Here is a 17,689-nt window from a genome sequence, read left to right as displayed (position 1 = left end):
CGATATCTTGGCGCATCTTCCGATGACGTCTGGTTGCTCTATCTACGCGCAGTACGAGCAAAGCTTAGCTGCGGGGTTGTAGCAGCGCCAGCACGACTGTCGATGCAGCAAGGATGGCAGTAAGGGTCAAGGGCCCCGTGGCGCCATAGGTGTCCACGACATAGCCGCCGACAACTGCGCCGATAGTGATGGCCACCTGGAAAGACGCGACCATCAAGCTGCCCGCCGCCTCAAGCGCGTCAGGTGCCGCGCGGGACAGATTGGTCGGCAGCACCACCGGCGCCATGCCGAAGGCGAAGCCCCAAAGCGTAGCGAAGCCGAAGGCAACGCCGATATGCGCACCCCAAAGCACCAAAGCGAGTGCAGCAAACGCCATTAATGCGGCGGTAACCGCAAGGGCCATGCGGATATTGGCGTCGGCCATGCGGCCGCCGGCAATATTACCAACCACAGCGGCGATGCCAAACCCGAGCAGCGCCAGGGCTATCGGCCCGGTTGCAAGGTGCGTCACCTGTTCGAGGAAGGGGCGCACATAGACCGAGCCAGCAAAATGTCCCGTCATCAGCAAAAAGATGGCAAGCATGCCGAGCTGAATACCACGCCGCCGTGTCAGGCGAAGGACATCGGCAAGACTGTTGCTTGTGGTTGCAGGCAGGGTCGGCAGGCTGAGGAACTGCAGCAGCATGGCAAGCGCGGCCAGTCCGGCCGTCATGGCCATGGCGCTGCGCCAACCCAGCCAGTCGCTGATCAACGCGCCCATCGACGGTGCGGCAATGGTGGCGAGCGATACGCCGAGGGTGACGATAGCCATGCCACGGCCTGTCGCATTGGCGCCAACCAGCCTCGCTACGACGGCAACTGAAAGCGCCCAGAAAGCACTGAGGGCGATTCCGAGTCCGGCCCGACCTAACAACAATAGCCAGAAATCGGTCGCTACCGCCGCGAGAATATTGGAGCCGATCGCCAGAGCACTGAGACCAACCAGCACCGTCTTGCGATTGAGCCGGCCGATGAGAACGTTGCTCAACAGGGCCGTCACGGCGCCGACGGAAGCGGTGGCGGTGACGACCTGCCCGGCCGTTCCCTCGCTGATGCCCAGATCGCGCGCCATTGGCGTCAACAGACCTGCCGGCAGAAACTCGGCTGATACCAGCGCAAAGCTGGCGGACGCCATTGAAAGGACCGCGAACCAGGTGGCCGCGCTCCATTCGGCCGGCGCCGCGGCATCGAGCTCTAAGACCTCGCCATCAAGTTGTAATGTTGTGTCCGTCATTTAAGTATCTCCAAGGTTTGGAGATATTCATAGACGAGTCTTTTCGGATGATATGTGTCCTATAATCCGAAATCCATGTCCATTCGTCCGGAAATTGTGCGCCGCACAACGCCAGGCGAGACACTGGTGATGCGCTTGAACGCGCGAGCGAAGGATGCCTCGGATTCATAGCCCAAACGGGTGGCGACCTCAGCAACCGACATGCCGCCTTGCCCCAGCAAATCGCGGGCAAGCTGCATGCGCAGACGGGCGAGATAGCGTGCAGCGCCTTCCCCTAAAACAGCGCTGAAGCGCTCGGCGAAAATCGAGCGTGATTGGCCTGCGAGGCCTGCGAGGCTTTCGAGTGTCCAGTTACGGCCGGGGTCCCGGTGCATGGCTGCGAGGGCGCGGCCAATATGGGGATCGCGGATGGCAGCGAGCCAGCCGGTGGTGGAGGCTCCGGTGCAATTGACCCAGCAGCGGATGAGCCGCGCTGTGAGCAGGTCCGCCATACGTGACAAGATGGTGGCGCTGCCCATCTGCGGTTGTGCGGCCTCCGCCGTCATAGCCGCTAGCAACGGCCCGACGATCGGGTCATTGCCGGCCACGTCGCAGCCCTTGATGATTGGCGGCATCAAAGTGATCAAGGGGTTGAGCGCACAGGCGCCCAAGGACATGGAGCCGCAGAAAAGGGTGCTGGTCGCGCCCGTTCCTTCCCGCACCACTTCGCAAACGTTGCTCCCCAACTTGGTCACCTGGCAAGCCTTGAGCGAATCACCCACAACGTCCGGCGCGCTGGCCAGCCGATGGGCGATGCCTTGCGGCAGCAGCACCAGATCGCCGGCGTTCAGCTTCTGCCAGCCTTGCGCTTCTGTATAAATCCAGCATGGACCCTGGCTCACAAAATGAAATCGAAGCAGCGGCTGTTGCGGAAAGGCGATGCTCCATGGATGCCGGAGCTCGCAGCGGCCATAGTTGACGCCACTCAAGCGAAAGTCCTGCAGGACTTCGCTGAGCGCATCCATAGGCATATGTGGCAGCGTAGACGGTCGGGACGAATGGTCAAGCATTTAGCCAATATAGATGCCAAGCGTCCGGCAGGCAAGTCACGTCCTGCCTTTGAACTCAGAAATGCTGACCTTTGATAATACACCTGCGGCATGCCAGCCATCGACCTCGTGTCGATCCGATGCTAAGCCCGAATGGTCTGCACAGAATCATGGAAAATTTGATGAGTCGTCTTGATAGCTTCATCCGCCGCATGACGGCACAGCGCGATGTTCTCAATCACATTGGCGAAAGGGTGAGGGCGTTGGATGGACCGGTGCTCGAGCTCGGCCTTGGTAACGGTCGCACCTTCGATCACTTGCGTGCCCATTTTCCAGGCCGCAGAATCATCGCTTTTGACAGGGCCGTCGGTTCTCATAAGTCCTCGACCCCTGAACCGGAGAATCTGATCGTCGGTGAGATACGTGAGTCAGCAAAGCCATTCGCAGGCATCAACGCCGCTCTTGTTCATGTGGATATCGGTACAGGCTATGAGGAGAAGGATGCTATAACCCTCACATGGCTGCCGCAATTGACGGTAGCGCTGCTTGCCCCGAACGGTATAGTTGCCAGCGGGCTCGAACTTGACCATCCGCAGCTTGAAAGTCTGCCGCTGCCACACAACGTCAAGAAGGGCCGCTACTTCCTATATCGCCGCGTCGAATAGCAGAACGTCGAACTGCCTTTCGTTGGTGGGAATCTCCCTGACCTTCGCTGGCGTACTGTTGTTATCCTCACGGAAAATCAGGCAATCTTCATAGAATTCTGCAAGAAATTGCACGAAAGCGGCCGATTGGTTCGGCCCGTAAAATGTAGGCGAAAATTCCATGTAGAGTGGAACCCTGCGGGCGAACAAAGCTTGCATCGAGTGGCAGGCGAGGGGTTCGTATCCCTCGATATCCATCCATATCAGACCGACGTCATTAGGATTTGTTCCGGCTTCGGCGAGGATTGAACCGACCGGCTTGACCGGAACGACGATCTTGCAATCGGACGCGTTCTGCCGGCTGGCGCTGCTCTTGCCATGATTGCTCTGATGTTGAAAGAAATCGATCTCGTCTTGTTTCTCGCCCGCGGCGCAATTGACCAAAATCACACAGTCCCCGAGCCCGTTCTGGGTGACATTGGTGCGAAGCAGATCGAAATTGCGCGGATCCGGTTCGACACTGACGATGCGGGCGAAGTGTCCGCTCAGGGCAAAATAGACGGTTTGGGTGCCGATGTTCCCACCAAGCTCAAGCAGCGTGGTGCCGTCCCGCAGCAGACGGCGTTCCTTTAAAATACCAAGCAGCCGGTCCACATGCTCTCGCTCGAAGTGGCCCTTCCTAAAAATCTTCTTGCCGATATAATCGCCGGGCGAAAAACTCATTATGTGATCGCCGCAATCGAGTGTCATCGTCTGAACGCGGGGGCCAAGCGAATTGATCAACAAATTCCGTCCGTAACGCGTGTCGAAAAGCCTGCGAGCCAGATTGTTCCTGACTTTGCGGAGATGACGGCGGATCGATTTCGTGTCCAACATTGATTGAGCCCTGGCCAGCACCACTCCTAGCTCAATCCCGCAACATGTAAAGCCCGACATGGCATGCGGCCGCCTGGGTCAGACAAACCGCGCAGTCAGTTCCTGGCGAATGATATAAACGCGCAGCGGCTCAGCCCGGCCGCGAATTGAGATTTCCTGGCTTTCGAGATCGGCAGTATCGGAACCCGCGAGCTGGATTGTTGGTTCCGACACAACAAGCGTGGAATCCAGTTCCTTGGCGATGGCTTCGAGCCGGCTGGCAACGTTGACCGTATCCCCGATGGCAGTGAGGTTCTTCACATTGCCATATCCCATGGCACCGACAATGGCCGGGCCGCTATGGATGCCGATGGCAACACGCAGCGGCATGGAAAATTCGGCGGACAATTCATCATTGAGCCGGTCTATTTCGCTGACGATCCTGGCCGCTGCTTTGAGCGCGTTGCGGCAGGCGTCTTCCGGAGAACCTTTCAGGCCGAAGAGTGCCATGGCGCCATCGCCGATGAATTTATCGAGACGTCCCCCAGCACGCTCGACCGCCTGACCGACAATGGCAAAATAGCGATTGAGCAGGAAGACGATATCATAGGGAAGCTGAGCCTCGGTAAGCATGGTGAAGCTGCGGATATCGCAAAAGAGGATGACGATTTCCTGTTCGCGCCCAGGATTGGTTTGCTGGCTGCCGACGGGAAGCGCGCCTTCCGTGGTCGGTATAAGCAACGGAACGACGCTGATATCGTGTAGCGGTCGCAACTGGCAGGCGAGGCGCACGCCAGGATCTGCATTGATGCGGTGGAGCGTTGTCAGTTCGGTTGATTCAGGTTTCGGCAGCGATGCTGCACCTTCAACGACCTGGACGCGGCAGGTCGAGCAGCGGCCTTTGCCACCGCAGACCGCATAATGCGGGATCCCACCGAGCCGGCTCGCTTCAAGCACACTGAAGCCGCGCGGAACGTTGACGATTTGCCCCTCCGGATAACGGATTTCGATCTGGTCAGTCCGTTCGCGCCAGCTGCGGCGCGCGCGCATGGCAAACACAGTCAGCAACGTGCCTGCAAATCCGCCATAGAGTGCATATTTCGTCATCTGCACGCGTTCCTTGCGGACTTCGGTCGTTGCAAATGAAGATGTGGCGTCACCGCTTCTCGCACCATCATAGCCGATACTTGCACCTGCCGGGCTATATCCGCTGCCGAAGCTGGATTGCGGCGGCTCGCTGGCGAGAATGCGCCCCGTACTGGCAAATCCAAGCAGGGCAAGCACGGGCAAGAGAATGGCAAATGTCAAAAGGAAGGGTGCGGCTGTGTCGTACCAGGGGCGATAGCGCAGCCAGAAATGGACCCCTATGCAGCCGTGCATCCAGACCACGACGAGGGCAATCGATTGGCGCAAACCGTTCATCGGCGCATTGACCCAGAGCGAGCGGATGACAGACGCGTAAACATCTGGCGTGCCGATCATTTCGGAGCTGATGCGCGTCGCAATCACGTGTTCAATAATCAACAGCGGGATGAGAATGCCGAGAATAATCTGCAGCGCCTCCCGCAATGGCATGACAAGCGTGCGCCGCTGATAGAGCGAGCGCATGACGAGCGCGATGTGAACAAGAACCGAACCATAAAGAAGGATGGTACCGACAGGATTGCGCCAGATGGCGGTAAACCACAGCCGGCCTTCTTCCGCGGCATCAAGTGAGATCAGGTTCAGCGCGTGATTGGCAAGATGCAACGTCACGAAGACGAGGAGGATCAGCCCCGAAATCAATCGTGCCCTGCGCAGGGATCGCTCGGACAAAAGGGGCACTGTGGCGATTGATGTCATGAATACCCGGATTATTTTTTAACCGAATCAATTTAAGCGACGAATGATGATTTGGCGAGAAGATCAATGCGGCCGCAATGATGGCGAGATGAAGCCATGCTTGCAATTGTTGGCGGAACATTTGAAAGCTTGTTCATATACGCAGTTCGAAGCACAAAGAGATAATGCAGATCGCCTTCTATGCCCCGCTGAAATCACCCAATCATCCGGTCCCATCCGGCGATCGGCAGATGGCAAGATTGCTCGTCGCTGCGCTTGAATTGGCTGGTTACGATGTCGACGTGATATCGGAACTACGCAGCTTTACGGCAACGCCCGAAGCAGCCGGACGTGAACGTGTTGCGACACTGGCAAAACAGGAAATCGAGCGATTGTCGCGGCAATGGCAGCGTAGGGGAAAGCCCGATCTATGGTTCTGCTATCATCCTTACTACAAGGCGCCCGACCTGATCGGGCCGGCGCTGGCCGCTGCGCTAAGCATTCCTTATGTGACCGCTGAAGCGTCCTATTCAAAGCGGCGAGACGATGGCGACTGGGCTGAGCTGCAGGCCGTGGTGGTGGATGCGGTTCGGCACGCGGCGGTCAATATCTGTTTTACCAGGCGCGACGAGACCGGACTTGCCGGACATATTCCGGAGGCCCGGTTGGCGCGGCTGCTGCCCTTTATCGATGCATCAGCGTTTCGTGCTGAACCGACAGCGAATGACCCGCATCGGTTGGTGACGATCGCGATGATGCGGGCGGGTGACAAGCTCGAAAGCTATCGAATGCTCGCCGAGGCATTGGCCTTGCTCGGTGAGAGGCCCTGGAAACTGAGCGTTATAGGCGATGGCCCGGAGCGTGTGGCGGTGAAGGCGATGTTTGGAGGATTTGGCACCGAACGCATCGAATGGCTCGGCCAGAAACAGGCAAGGGAGGTTGTGGATCTGCTTTATCGTGGTGGCACCTTTGTCTGGCCGGGGACGGGCGAAGCCTACGGCATTGCCTATCTGGAAGCGCAGGCGGCGGGATTACCGGTTGTGGCACAGAAAACTGCGGGCGTGCCCGAGGTGGTCAGGGACGGTGTAACGGGTACGTTGACGACGGCGGGAGATACAAGAACCTTTGCCGATGCCATTGGGCAGATGATGGACAACGAAGAGCGCCGCCTTTCCATGGGGAAAGCGGGACGACGTTTCGTCATGGAAGAACGATCGCTTGACATTGCGTCGAAGCGACTGGGCGAGCTATTGCGGGAATATGTGGCGCATAATGGATGAAGCGATATGGCAGCCATTGCAGGTGGAGCTTTCGCGCTGGACAAACGCCAAGCGCATCGCCCGATTTTGGCTGCGCGACGATGATGCGGTCGAGCCAACCGCTGCGTTGGAACGGCTCTTGGTATTGCGCGAAGCGTATCAAGTCCCCCTGACGCTTGCAGTGGTCCCTGCATATGCAAGAGAGCAGCTTGCCCGACGATTGGCGCACGAAGCCCGTGTGAATGTCGCGGTGCATGGCTGGTCGCATGAAAACCACGCACCGGCCAATGAGAAGAAGCAGGAACTGGGACCGCATCGAACGCTGGATGTGATGTCGGCTGAATTGGCTGACGGGCATAAACGGCTTGAAAAGCTGTTTCCAGATCGCTTTGTACCGGTGTTGGTGCCGCCGTGGAACCGGATCGATCCGCTGCTAGCGAATGAACTGCCAAATCTCGATTTCAGGGCACTTTCGCTGTTCGGTCCGCCCAAAGGCAAGTTCACGGCTTTCCTGCCGGTCATCAACACGCATGTTGATTTGATGGACTGGCACGGAACACGAGGCTGCAGGGATCACGGGCAATTGGTTGAAGCAATCGTCAAGGAGTTGCGGTTACGCTTCATGAGCAGCGACGAGCCCATCGGCATTCTGACACACCACCTTGTCAATGATGAATCGGCCTGGGCGTTTTTGCAGACGTTGTTCGCGGTCGTGGCTGCAGCGCCAGCTTGCCGCTGGGTCTCGCTGCCGGAATTGCTCTAACGCTTTGTTGCTACGCAATTGCGGACGGAAAACCGCGTCACACTTTTCCTGGCATTGCTCTAAAGATCGATCACCTGAAAATCGCGAGCGGCAAAGGCACCGGTAAAGCGTTCCTTTGACAGGCGCTCGAACTGGTCGAGTTCGTCATCGGTGCGATCCGGCGCATGATGAAACAACGCCAGACTGCCAATCTTGGCGGCTTGCGCCAAGAGGACGCCGTGCTGCCACGTCGAATGACCATAGCCAAAACGCCGCGGCATCTCATCTTCCGTGTAGGTGCAGTCATAGACGACGAGATCGGCGTCCTTAATGAGTTTCAGAACAACCGGGTCAAGCTTGCCGGCCTCATGTTCGGTATCGTAGATCAGCGCCAGTACGCGACCGGCAAATTCGACGCGGTAGCCGATGCAACCACCCGGATGATTGAGGCTTCCGGTGTGGATCGTGACCCCATCGCATGGAGTCAGCACTTCGCCGGAGCGGAAATCGCGAAAAGCGAGACTGGCCTTGCAGATTTCAGGCTCGACAGGAAACCACGGCGGGCGCATGAACTCCTTGACCATTTCACGGGTCGTCATGATCCCGGCCAGATGACCAGACCAGAGCCGCACATTCATCATCGGATTGTAGAGCGGCATGAAGTAGGGAAGGCCAATGATGTGATCGTAGTGACAATGGGTATAGAGGATGTCGAGGTGGTCAACGCCTTCCAGGAATAAAGCATCACCAGCCTGCCTTATGCCGGAACCGGCGTCGAAGATCATACGATGCCTGCCGCATTGAACTTCGATACATACGGTATTGCCGCCATACCGTTCGAAATCGGGACCCGATACGGCAACGCTCCCCCGCGTTCCCCAGAATTTCACCCGAAACACTTCGTCGTTCATTATGCTCTTTACACCCAATTCCCCTTTTTCAGGGCATCGTATCCAAACTGCAATCGTTATGCGAGGCTTGGATTTCGATTAATTTATCAGCGGCGCAATAAAAATCTGCGTTGCACCATATGTAAGCGATAGTGATTTGGATTTTAAGCTTTATGACAATTATTGATACAAACGTATAAATCTGCCGACTTTCTTCACCACGAAACGGATGATTCATGTCTTCTTTGATGTTTCCGCCGATTGCTGTCATTGCCGATGCTCATTTCCACGATCTTTATGGGGATTATGATTTCGACGGCATCGATGTCGGCGGGCGCCAAATGACAGCGCGCCGCCTGACCGACACGGTGCGCTCCACCCGGGTGTTCAACGAAAGCTATTTTGCTCTGCGAGGGGCCCTGGACGAGGTCGTCACCCGCGGCATCAAATATGTCGTTCTGCTGGGCGACTATTCCGATGACGGCCAGATTGCGACGCTTGCAGCGCTGCGGCAATTGCTGGGCCGTTACAACCGCGAGCACGGACTTGTCTTTATCGCTACCTCTGGCAACCACGATATCTTCGGCCCGCATGGCAAGCACCACGCCAAACGCCTGCTTAATCCGGATGGTACCTATACAATCGTCGCCAGCGATGATGAATTCGTCGATGACGATGCAGACGGTATGGTGGTTACCAGCAAGATGTATTGCTCCGGCTATCCCGCTGGGTTGCTGGCATTGCCGGATATTGGCTTCTTTCGCAGGCCATCGGATTTGCATTGGGAAACACCATTCGGAATCCATGACGATCCAGCCAAGCGGCTCTATTCGGTGTGCTCGGATGACGGACTAAACCAGTATCGGTTAATGGACTCGTCTTATCTGATTGAACCTATTGCGGGTCTCTGGCTTTTGATGATCGATGCCAATGTCTTCGAGCCGCGCAATGGTGTTTTTGCCAAAGGGGACGCAGGGGCATTCGTCGACAGCACCAATGCCGGCTGGAATGCCGTGCTCAAGCATAAACGTTTCGTGTTGCATTGGGCCAAAGATGTCGCGGAGAGAGCCAGGCGGGATGGCAAGCGGCTGCTGACATTCTCGCACTATCCATTACTGGATATGCTCAATGGCACAGCGGAGGACGAACGGTCGCTGATGGGTGAAACGATCTCCACGAAACGGACACCGATGAATGCGGTGGCGAGCGCGGCCATCGATGCGGGCATCGGAATTCATTTCAGCGGCCATCTTCATGTCAATGATACCGCGCTGGTGCAGCATGGGGAAGATTACCTCGTGAACATCGGCGTGCCGTCGCTTGCTGCCTTTCCCCCGGCCTTCAAGGTGGTAACGCTCGGCCATACGGGGTTGAAGGTTGAAACGGTCAGCATCGGGCATCTGCCGATCGATCCAGCCATCAATCAGCAATACCGCGTTGAGATCAATGTCACAGGCAAAAGGACCGGTCGTATGCTGGATGCCACTGACTATGGAGATTTCCTGTCGGAACATGTGGACCAGTTGGTCTTGTATCGCTATTTGCGTCGCGAATGGCCAAACGACATGGCGAGGACGATGTCGCAGCTCAATCTCGGAGATTTGTATGTACTCAGCCGATGTAAGCAGCCCTTTTCCATCGAGGATACTGTTGCGCTTGTTCATGCGGAACGCGCCAGCAAAACGTCAGATGACGACAAGGAAAAAGCGATTGAACAACTGGATTTGATCCCGGTACTCAGTCTGCTTGGCGATTGGTACCGGCTGCGCATGGGCAGTGAATTGGCATTGGATTGCATATCGCCGCATCGGCTTGCAGCCTATCGTTTGCTGATCGAGATTTACGCCAGCTCGTCTGCCCTCGAGATTGGGGGCGCTCAGGGCAAGTTCGCGCGCATATTCCGCATGATGGGGCGATATCTGTCGGACCTGCCCTCCCGTAACTTCCTGGTTGATCTCACCAGCGGGTCCATTACGCGGAATGAAAACCAGTCGGCCAATTGAAGGTAGGTCGAGGCCCATAGCGCCGGTTCGGTTTCCGTTACTTCGCTGCCTGCTTCTGTTTGCTGCGCGCTTCGCTAAGTTCCGTTGTCGTGTGGCTCAGGCGGTCGGCTAGAACACGCATGATCTCGATGGTCATCTCCGGATAATCACTAAGGAGCTTGAGAAAATGATCCTTGCTGATGCGCAAGGCCTCGAGTGCGGAATTTGCCCGGACGGTTGCAGTTCGTGAAACATCACAGAGGATCGCGATTTCACCGACGATGGAGTCGTGCTCGATCTCGGCAACTTTGATCTCGCCGCTTGGCGAGTCCGAGAGGATATCAGCCCCGCCAGTGAGGATGACATAGGCTGCATCGGCCGGATCACCCTGGCGAAACAGGGTCTGACCGCATTTGTAGCTGACACGCTCGGATGTGAAGGCCAGAAGCTTGAGCTTGGCCGGCGCAACGCCCGAAAACAGCGGTACCCGCCGCAACATTTCAACTTCATCTTTCAGCAGCATGAACGGCCACAACCCCCTTATAGAAACTTTTTGATAATTTCAGCCAGACGGGCGCAAAGCTGAATTCTCAAAAGATCTCATGTTGCCCCCTTATGACACCAGCTCCTTGAATATACCGTTTTTCTCCAGAAGAGTCGCGTGCGTTCCGTCTTCGACCAGTGTTCCCTTGTCGAATACAATCACGCGATCGAATAGATTGGCAAGTGCAGTGTTTGACAGAACCCAGATGATCGCAGGAGCGTGGCCCTCTTCGTGCAGGTCCTCCATGATGTTGTGTGTAATATGGTCCTGCACACGCTGGTCAAGTGCCGGCAGGGGACGATTGAAGATCACATAATCGGCACGCTTGAGCAGTGCTCTGGCAACGTTGAGCTTCTGCCGCTGCACATTGGTCAATCGCTTGCCACCTGATCCGACATCGAAATCCATGCCAATCGAAAGGACGCTTTCGAACAGACCGAGACGATCGAACAGATCGCGCAAAATGCTACGGATGCGGTCCGAACCATCGGCCTGGGTGAAGCCGATCCGGCCGAAGAGGACATTGTCCAGAAGCGTCGCCGATGCGATAAAACGTTCCGGATCATAGCGTTCAATCACTGCTTTGAGGTCGTCCGGCATATCCTGGTGGAAACGTGCCCGGGCATCGACGATCTTGGCCATGAGCTCGCTGTTCAGAAGGCCAAAGCGATGCCTCGGCTCGATGTAGGAGAAGCTCAGGCGGATTATACTTGTTCGTTCGTCTGCCGACGCCGCGTCGATAGCGCGGCCCTGCAGTTTTTGCAGCAACACCTGATAGGCCGGGATGTCATCGGCGGTCATGAAGGTCAGTTGCTGGAAGAACGGATGATCCGGTGGCAGATCCTCGAACAGCTCGACCGCGTTGGCCGCGATCTCCAGACCCATATTGTAAAGATCGATGTAAAGGTCGTTCTCGCGCAACACCGAGCGGAAATAGGGATGTGCCGCCAGTTTGCGATTGGTCATCATCGGCCGCCGCATGCTGCCGAACAGCAGGTTTTCACCAACGGTGGCCTGAGGGTTATATTCGTCCAGCTTGAACGGAACGACGAGGTCGTCGAGATCTTCCTTCTTCAATCGTTTGCGCAGGGCCTGACGCAACTCGACGATGCGATCGGTCAAATCGGCGTGCGTCTCGATGACGACAGTGGAACGCAAGGCCATATCGAGAATGTCCTGAGAAATCAGAACCGCATCAAGGACCGGGCGCACAACCTTGAAGAGATCGTCAGGCCCCGTCACGCCCGCGGAGACATAATCCACCCAGTCGCTGTTAACGTCGAGTTCGGGATTGCCGGCACGGCGCGCTTCGTTGATGTTCCATCTGTTCTTGGCAGCTTTCGCTCCCTCGTACTCGACCTTGGTCAAGGGTGCATGTTTGAGGCCATAAAGCAGGTTATCGCGCAAGGTTCCGTGGAAGAAGTAGGTATCGGAGGCTGCATAGGCGATGCGGCGGCCGGTTACGGATTCTGGCAGTTCGAGGATATCTTTGCCATCAATGGTGATCCGGCCCTGCTCGGGCCAAATAACGCGGGCAAAGGCCTCGGCAAGGGCTTCGGCGCCGCTGCCGCTGTTGCCGACAATGGCGGCGGTCTCGCCCGGTTTGATCTCCAGCGTAACATGTCTGAGCAAGGGCGCACCGCTATCGTCGGAAAGCGTCAGGTTGACCGCGTGCAACGAATGCTCAAGACGGTTGACGGGATCGGGTGCCAGGGCCTGGATTTTCGGATCAACAAGCATGTCGACGTTGAACTGTTCTACCACCTGATTGTACTTGACCTGGACATCCTGACGAGCCTGGTCCCAATCGATCAGCTCTTTCAACGGCCCTGGGAGATCCTTGTAGGCATTGATGACGGCAACGAGCTGGCCGATATCGAGTCTTCCTTGCAACGCCAGAAATCCGCCGATCGAATAGAATAGAAACGGGGTGACCTGTGCGAGAAAATTGTTGATGAATTTGACCAGGAACTTCCATTGATAAAGATCGTACCGGATCGAGAAAATAAGGCCCAAACGCGACGCAATATCGGCCCGTTCGAAGTTCGATGTGTCGTTACCGTGAATGGTACCAATGCCATCGACAATCTCACCCACACGGCCAGACAATTCGCGCGCCGTGAGCTGACGTTGGCGTCCAAGTTCAAGCAAGCGTTTGCGCATGCGGGGTATCACGACGCCCTGGACCGCGACAATGCCTGCGGCAATCATACCGAGCCAGAAATTCTGCATGATGATGAAGACGAGGGCCGTGATAGCTTGTCCGCCCAGTAATGCCGGCTGAACGAAAGCGTCGCCCGTGAAGCCACCCATAGGTTCGACTTCGTCCTTGATCATCGTTGCAATTTCCGCGGATTTTACCCGCTTGAATTGCGCCGGCGGAAAACGCAGCACGCGGTCAATCAACTCGAAGCGAATTCGCCGCAACATGCGCTCGCCGAGGCGGCCCTTGTAGGTGTTGATATAAAGCTTGAACAAACCGTTGATGATGACGAGCAACAGGAAAACCAGGCTCAACGCCATCAATGTCTGAAAACGTGTGAGCTCAAGACCGTCGAAAAACACCACCTTGCCGAGAGCGGGCAGGTCGTATTCGAGATGCATGAAGGTGCGCGTCGCGCCGGGTGTCTCGAACCCGTTACCCTGGATGGGACCGTTGACGATCTGTTTTGGCAGATCGAAAGACATGAAATACGGAATCATCGAGACAGCTACGACGAACAGAATCCATATCTGCTGCAGCCGCGTGTTCGACCAGATATAGCGTGTTAGACTTGTTTCCATGGGCGACCGTGGGCTGCGAATTCAGCAGGAATTTCAAATACTGAAACGTTTGAAGAGTACATGGACGAACTCCATGATTGAATCGTCCCAGCCTACAGCATCAGCTTGGTGAAGGCTATATGACATGGGCACGGAACATAGCGCTGTCAACTGGAGGTGTTGGTGTGTAATTTTGAGGAAGCTTTTGGGATCAGCGCGCGTGCTGCCGCTGACCGATACTGCCTTGACTAGAGCAAACTCCGCAACACTGCAGCCGTGTGTGTGGCGCCGCTCAGATCGAGCCTATGTGACGATGGTCTTGGCTGTGCCAGCGCGGTCGCAAGGGCATTGCCGAGAATATCCGCGTTGAGGCTGTTTTCTGGCAAGGCGATGGCGAGACCGAGGGCTTCCAGTCGTGTGGCGCGTACGCTCTGTTCCGTTTCGCCCCCGGCCGCGAAAGGGACAAGGATGGAGCGGCACTGTGCGCGCAGAATATCGCATACGGTGTTGTATCCCGCCTGCGAAATTGAAAGCTCGGCGCCTTTCAGCAATGACGGAAAATCCTGGCGAAATCGGACGATACGCACATTGCCGGGTGCATCTGCCAACAAGGCGGCGAAATCGCGTTCCGGCAGATTGGGTCCGGTGATCAGGCACCACGATCCCCGGAATGCCGATTGCCTTGCCACTTCCAGACTTGACCGGATCAGGTCGAACCCGACTGCGCCGCCACCGGCAGACACAACGATATCAAAGACTTCCGATGGCTCGGCCGGGTCTGGACCGGCAACCAGACCGGTATAGATAATCTTGTCGGCGATCTCCTTTGCTAGCGGAAACGTATCGGCAAGCGTTGCAAATGACGGGTCTCCATGAACCAGGATATGGTCGAAATGCGCCCTGATGATGCTGACCGTCTCTTCGTCGCGCCCGGGCTTCGTGCGCTCTTGCAGGATATCACGGACTGAACTCAGAAGCTTCGGCCGCGGCGACATCGCTGCGATGGCATCAAGCAATGGCAAAAGTTCGAACCGCATCTGCCTGCGTCCAAAAGGGAACGCTTCGATGATGACGATAGACGGGTTGATCCGGTGAAACGCTTCGAGCAAGAGATCGCGGCGGCGAGCGAGGAATTGATCGTCAACCGAATTGCCATGCGCATCTGCCAGACCTGAAAATCCGGCATTGCCCGCAAGCACGGTAGGCAATGCGACAGATTTGACATCCGATCCTGGAAACCCTGAAACCTTCGACCCACCCGTTACAACCGTGACATCGAAATTGTCAGCGGCCAGGGCCGAGGCGACGCGGCTGGCGCGGGCGAGGTGACCTATGCCCAGAAGATGCTGGACGTAAAAAAGAACGCGCGGTCGGCTCATGGTTTTTGCCATTCGCTTTCAAAAAGCCGGGTCAATTGGCGGATGCTGGAATTATGGTCGAAGTGTTCGCGGACCCGTTTCTCGGCGGCCTTGCCCAAGCGGTATCGAAGGTCAGGTTCGCGGATCGCCCGTTCAAGTGCAACCGCCAGCAGCCGGGGATCTTCCGGGGGGACGACGAAACCGTTCTCTCCGCCAGTCAAGAGCTCGGGTATGCCGGAGATATTCGTAGAGATGCAGACGAGGTTCTGACTGGAAGCTTCAAAAAGGACATTCGGTAAGCCGTCGCGGTCTCCATCTGCCGCGACCCGGCAGGCCAGGGCAAAAACATCGGCGCTGCGATAGTGCCCAAGCACATCTTCCTGCGCAAGCGCGCCTTTCCAGGTGATGCGATCAGCGATGCCAAGCTTGTCGGCAAGGGGCCTTAAGCGCGCCAGTTCATCGCCTCCGCCAATATGAACAAACCTCCAGTGTAGACGAGCAGGCAGAAGCGCCAGTGCTTGCAAAAGGATGTCATAGCCCTTTTTCGGCACGGCACGACCGACGCTCAGTATCTGCACGGGATTCGAGCCGTCCGAACCGTCGCGGCTCGGACGGACGCCAGAAAAATATCCAAAGCGGGTAAGGTCGAGACCATGATAACTCAGATGCACCTGTTCCTTTCGGTTTGTCAGCTCACGCATGTGTTCGAAGCCAGCGCGCGTGCAGGTGACGCTCCAGCGCGCCTCACCGAGTTTCTCGATCAGTTCCCAGTCGGGGGAGGTCCATATATCCTTTGCATGGGCCGAACAGGTCCAAGGCACATCCGTCATGATGCTGGCATAGCGTGCGACGGAAGCCGGCGTATGGATAAAATGGGCATGCAGCCATTCGCCTGCGTCCGGCCATTCATGGGCAAGGACGAGTGCCTGGCCGAGACGGCGGATGCGGTTGCGCGAAATATCGCGACGCAGGTCTTTCCAGAACCGCTGCAGAAGTGGCCGGAAATTGGGCTTCCTCCGCCCGGCCATAAGGGCGCGGAATACCCGGATTGGTTCTTCGTGGAGATATTCGGGCAGATAGACGACACGCGCCTTGATCTCATCGTGGATCGGATGGCGCTTCTTGTCTGTCGGCTTGCGCATGGAGATCAGCGTCAGGTCGAAGCCTGCGCGCTCCAGTCCGAGCAGTTCCTGCGCGATGAATGTTTCCGACAGGCGCGGATAGCCCTTCAGAATCACCAATGTCTTCAAGCGTACTGACAAGGTATTCTCTTATTCCGCAACTGCGGGCAATGGCTGTTCGCGCTCGTCCAGCCAGTCGCCAACGATCTCGGAAATATGCACGAGACCCTCCAGCCGCATGCCTTCACCCTTGCCGGTTTGCGATGGTGGCGGACGGTCAGGCAAGCGCTTGAGCACCTCGGCAAAGCGCAAGGGGTCCTCGGCTTCCTCTGGCAGCAACATTTCGATGAGACCAAGTTCGGCGGCGCGCGTCGCCCGGATCAGCTGCTCTTCGCGTGGCAGGACACGGGGGACGATCAGTGCCGGCTTGTCAAAAGACAGGATCTCGCAGTAGGTGTTATAGCCGCCCATTGCCACCACAGCCTTTGCGCCCGCGATCAATTCTTCCATGCGATTATCGAACTCGATGACCTGGATATAGGGAATTTTGCCGCCCTTCTTGACCAGTTTCGCCCGCTGCTTGGCCGGCATATAGGGACCGAGCACGATGAATGCCTTGTGCTGGAGGGTCGGATCTTGCTGATAGGCGTGGATGACGTTGTGCACGAGGTCAGCCCCGTCGCCGCCGCCGCCCGTGGTCACCAAAATATAATCGCCCTCGGGAACATGGGTCGGGGTGTTGTCGTTCGACAGACTGCGCTGCAGAAACCCGACAAATTTCATCTTGTCGCGCAGGGTCGCTGGCACATCCAGGTCGATGAGTGGATCGTAGAAATCCGGCGGGCCATAGACCCAGACCGTGTCATAGAACTGATCGATCTTGTGCATCACATTGTTGTTCTTCCACTCGGCCTCGAGCAGATGCGGCGCGTCCATGACCTCACGCAGGCCAAGGACAAGTGTCGTGCCGCGGGATTTAAGATAGGCGAGGGTTTCCTCCACTTCGCCTTTCAGCCCCATCGGTTCCTTGTCGACAATAAAGATATCGGGTTGAAAGGTCTCGGCCGTATGCCGGATGATCGACTGGCGCATCTTCAGCGTTTCATGCAGATCGATATGGCGCGCAAGGGAAGTGTATTCGCCATTGCGAAGCTTGATCACACTCGGCACTTTCACGAAATCGACGCGGGCGCGATAGTCGAATGCGCCGGCGATCGTTGCGCCGGATATAATCAGGATATTGAGCCCGCGGTAGTCCTCGACAAGCGAGTGGGCAATCGTTCTGCACCGCCGCAAATGGCCAAGGCCGAAGGTGTCGTGGCTATACATCAAGATCCGGGCATCTTCGAAACGCCGCATCATGGTCAAAACCCCTTGTTTTGCGGGTTGACCCGCGCAGTGCATTCGAA

14 protein-coding genes are annotated in these 17,689 nt (G+C 56.8%); 4 read left to right on the top strand and 10 right to left on the bottom strand.

The genetic code is table 11. The annotated features are described in order from the left end of the window. Window positions 1–64: 64 nt before the first annotated feature. Entirely contained in the window at window positions 65–1,273 is a 1,209-nt protein-coding gene (locus tag N8E88_RS08795) for an MFS transporter (RefSeq protein ID WP_262292184.1), read from the bottom strand. Between the two features lie 59 nt (window positions 1,274–1,332). Next, a complete protein-coding gene (locus tag N8E88_RS08790) occupies window positions 1,333–2,322 on the bottom strand; it encodes an AraC family transcriptional regulator (RefSeq protein WP_262292183.1) in 990 nt (329 codons plus the stop codon). A gap of 161 nt (window positions 2,323–2,483) precedes the next feature. Here N8E88_RS08790 and N8E88_RS08785 point away from each other — a divergent pair, with 161 nt between their 5' ends. Then, window positions 2,484–2,966 carry a class I SAM-dependent methyltransferase gene (locus N8E88_RS08785; protein WP_114430787.1) on the top strand — a complete coding sequence of 161 codons (483 nt, stop codon included), beginning with the start codon at window positions 2,484–2,486 and terminating at the stop codon, window positions 2,964–2,966. Here the strand turns inward: N8E88_RS08785 and N8E88_RS08780 are convergent. Together N8E88_RS08780 and N8E88_RS08775 are read right to left on the bottom strand one after the other, a co-directional pair. Further along, the gene (locus N8E88_RS08780; RefSeq protein WP_262292182.1) at window positions 2,946–3,821 is read right to left on the bottom strand and encodes an FkbM family methyltransferase; all 876 of its coding nucleotides are present in this window, start codon (window positions 3,819–3,821) and stop codon (window positions 2,946–2,948) included. The genes N8E88_RS08785 and N8E88_RS08780 overlap by 21 nt on opposite strands. Window positions 3,822–3,899: 78 nt before the next feature. Then, window positions 3,900–5,642, bottom strand: coding sequence for an adenylate/guanylate cyclase domain-containing protein (locus N8E88_RS08775; RefSeq protein WP_262292181.1), 1,743 nt, complete (start codon window positions 5,640–5,642; stop codon window positions 3,900–3,902). 164 nt (window positions 5,643–5,806) lie between these two features. Between N8E88_RS08775 and N8E88_RS08770 the strand changes: the two genes are divergently transcribed. Beyond that, entirely contained in the window at window positions 5,807–6,901 is a 1,095-nt protein-coding gene (locus tag N8E88_RS08770) for a glycosyltransferase family 4 protein (RefSeq protein ID WP_262292180.1), read from the top strand. Next, window positions 6,891–7,643 carry a polysaccharide deacetylase family protein gene (locus N8E88_RS08765; RefSeq protein WP_410010588.1) on the top strand — a complete coding sequence of 251 codons (753 nt, stop codon included), beginning with the start codon at window positions 6,891–6,893 and terminating at the stop codon, window positions 7,641–7,643. The genes N8E88_RS08770 and N8E88_RS08765 overlap by 11 nt, the downstream gene beginning before the upstream one ends. Before the next feature lie 59 nt (window positions 7,644–7,702). Here the strand turns inward: N8E88_RS08765 and N8E88_RS08760 are convergent, their stop codons facing one another. After that, on the bottom strand, window positions 7,703–8,533 hold the full coding sequence (locus tag N8E88_RS08760) for an MBL fold metallo-hydrolase (protein ID WP_262292178.1): 831 nt from the start codon (window positions 8,531–8,533) through the stop codon (window positions 7,703–7,705). 215 nt (window positions 8,534–8,748) lie between these two features. Between N8E88_RS08760 and N8E88_RS08755 the strand changes: the two genes are divergently transcribed. Then, the gene (locus tag N8E88_RS08755) at window positions 8,749–10,515 is read left to right on the top strand and encodes a metallophosphoesterase family protein (protein WP_262292177.1); all 1,767 of its coding nucleotides are present in this window, start codon (window positions 8,749–8,751) and stop codon (window positions 10,513–10,515) included. 37 nt (window positions 10,516–10,552) lie between these two features. Here the strand turns inward: N8E88_RS08755 and N8E88_RS08750 are convergent, their stop codons facing one another. From N8E88_RS08750 to N8E88_RS08730, 5 genes are all read right to left on the bottom strand, one after another. Continuing rightward, window positions 10,553–11,017, bottom strand: coding sequence for a cyclic nucleotide-binding domain-containing protein (locus N8E88_RS08750; RefSeq protein ID WP_262292176.1), 465 nt, complete (start codon window positions 11,015–11,017; stop codon window positions 10,553–10,555). 90 nt (window positions 11,018–11,107) lie between these two features. Beyond that, window positions 11,108–13,822, bottom strand: coding sequence for an ABC transporter ATP-binding protein (locus N8E88_RS08745; protein WP_262292175.1), 2,715 nt, complete (start codon window positions 13,820–13,822; stop codon window positions 11,108–11,110). A gap of 227 nt (window positions 13,823–14,049) precedes the next feature. Further along, on the bottom strand, window positions 14,050–15,180 hold the full coding sequence (locus N8E88_RS08740; RefSeq protein WP_262292174.1) for a glycosyltransferase family protein: 1,131 nt from the start codon (window positions 15,178–15,180) through the stop codon (window positions 14,050–14,052). Further along, the gene (locus tag N8E88_RS08735) at window positions 15,177–16,421 is read right to left on the bottom strand and encodes a glycosyltransferase (RefSeq protein ID WP_262292173.1); all 1,245 of its coding nucleotides are present in this window, start codon (window positions 16,419–16,421) and stop codon (window positions 15,177–15,179) included. The genes N8E88_RS08740 and N8E88_RS08735 overlap by 4 nt, the downstream gene beginning before the upstream one ends. 9 nt (window positions 16,422–16,430) lie before the next feature. Beyond that, a complete protein-coding gene (locus N8E88_RS08730) occupies window positions 16,431–17,642 on the bottom strand; it encodes a glycosyltransferase family protein (protein ID WP_262292172.1) in 1,212 nt (403 codons plus the stop codon). Window positions 17,643–17,689 lie beyond the last annotated feature (47 nt).

It is taken from the genome of Phyllobacterium zundukense, from assembly GCF_025452195.1.
Classification (GTDB): domain Bacteria; phylum Pseudomonadota; class Alphaproteobacteria; order Rhizobiales; family Rhizobiaceae; genus Phyllobacterium; species Phyllobacterium zundukense_A.
Note: the sequence above shows the minus strand (reverse complement) of the source record. Positions and strands in the feature narration are given on the sequence as shown.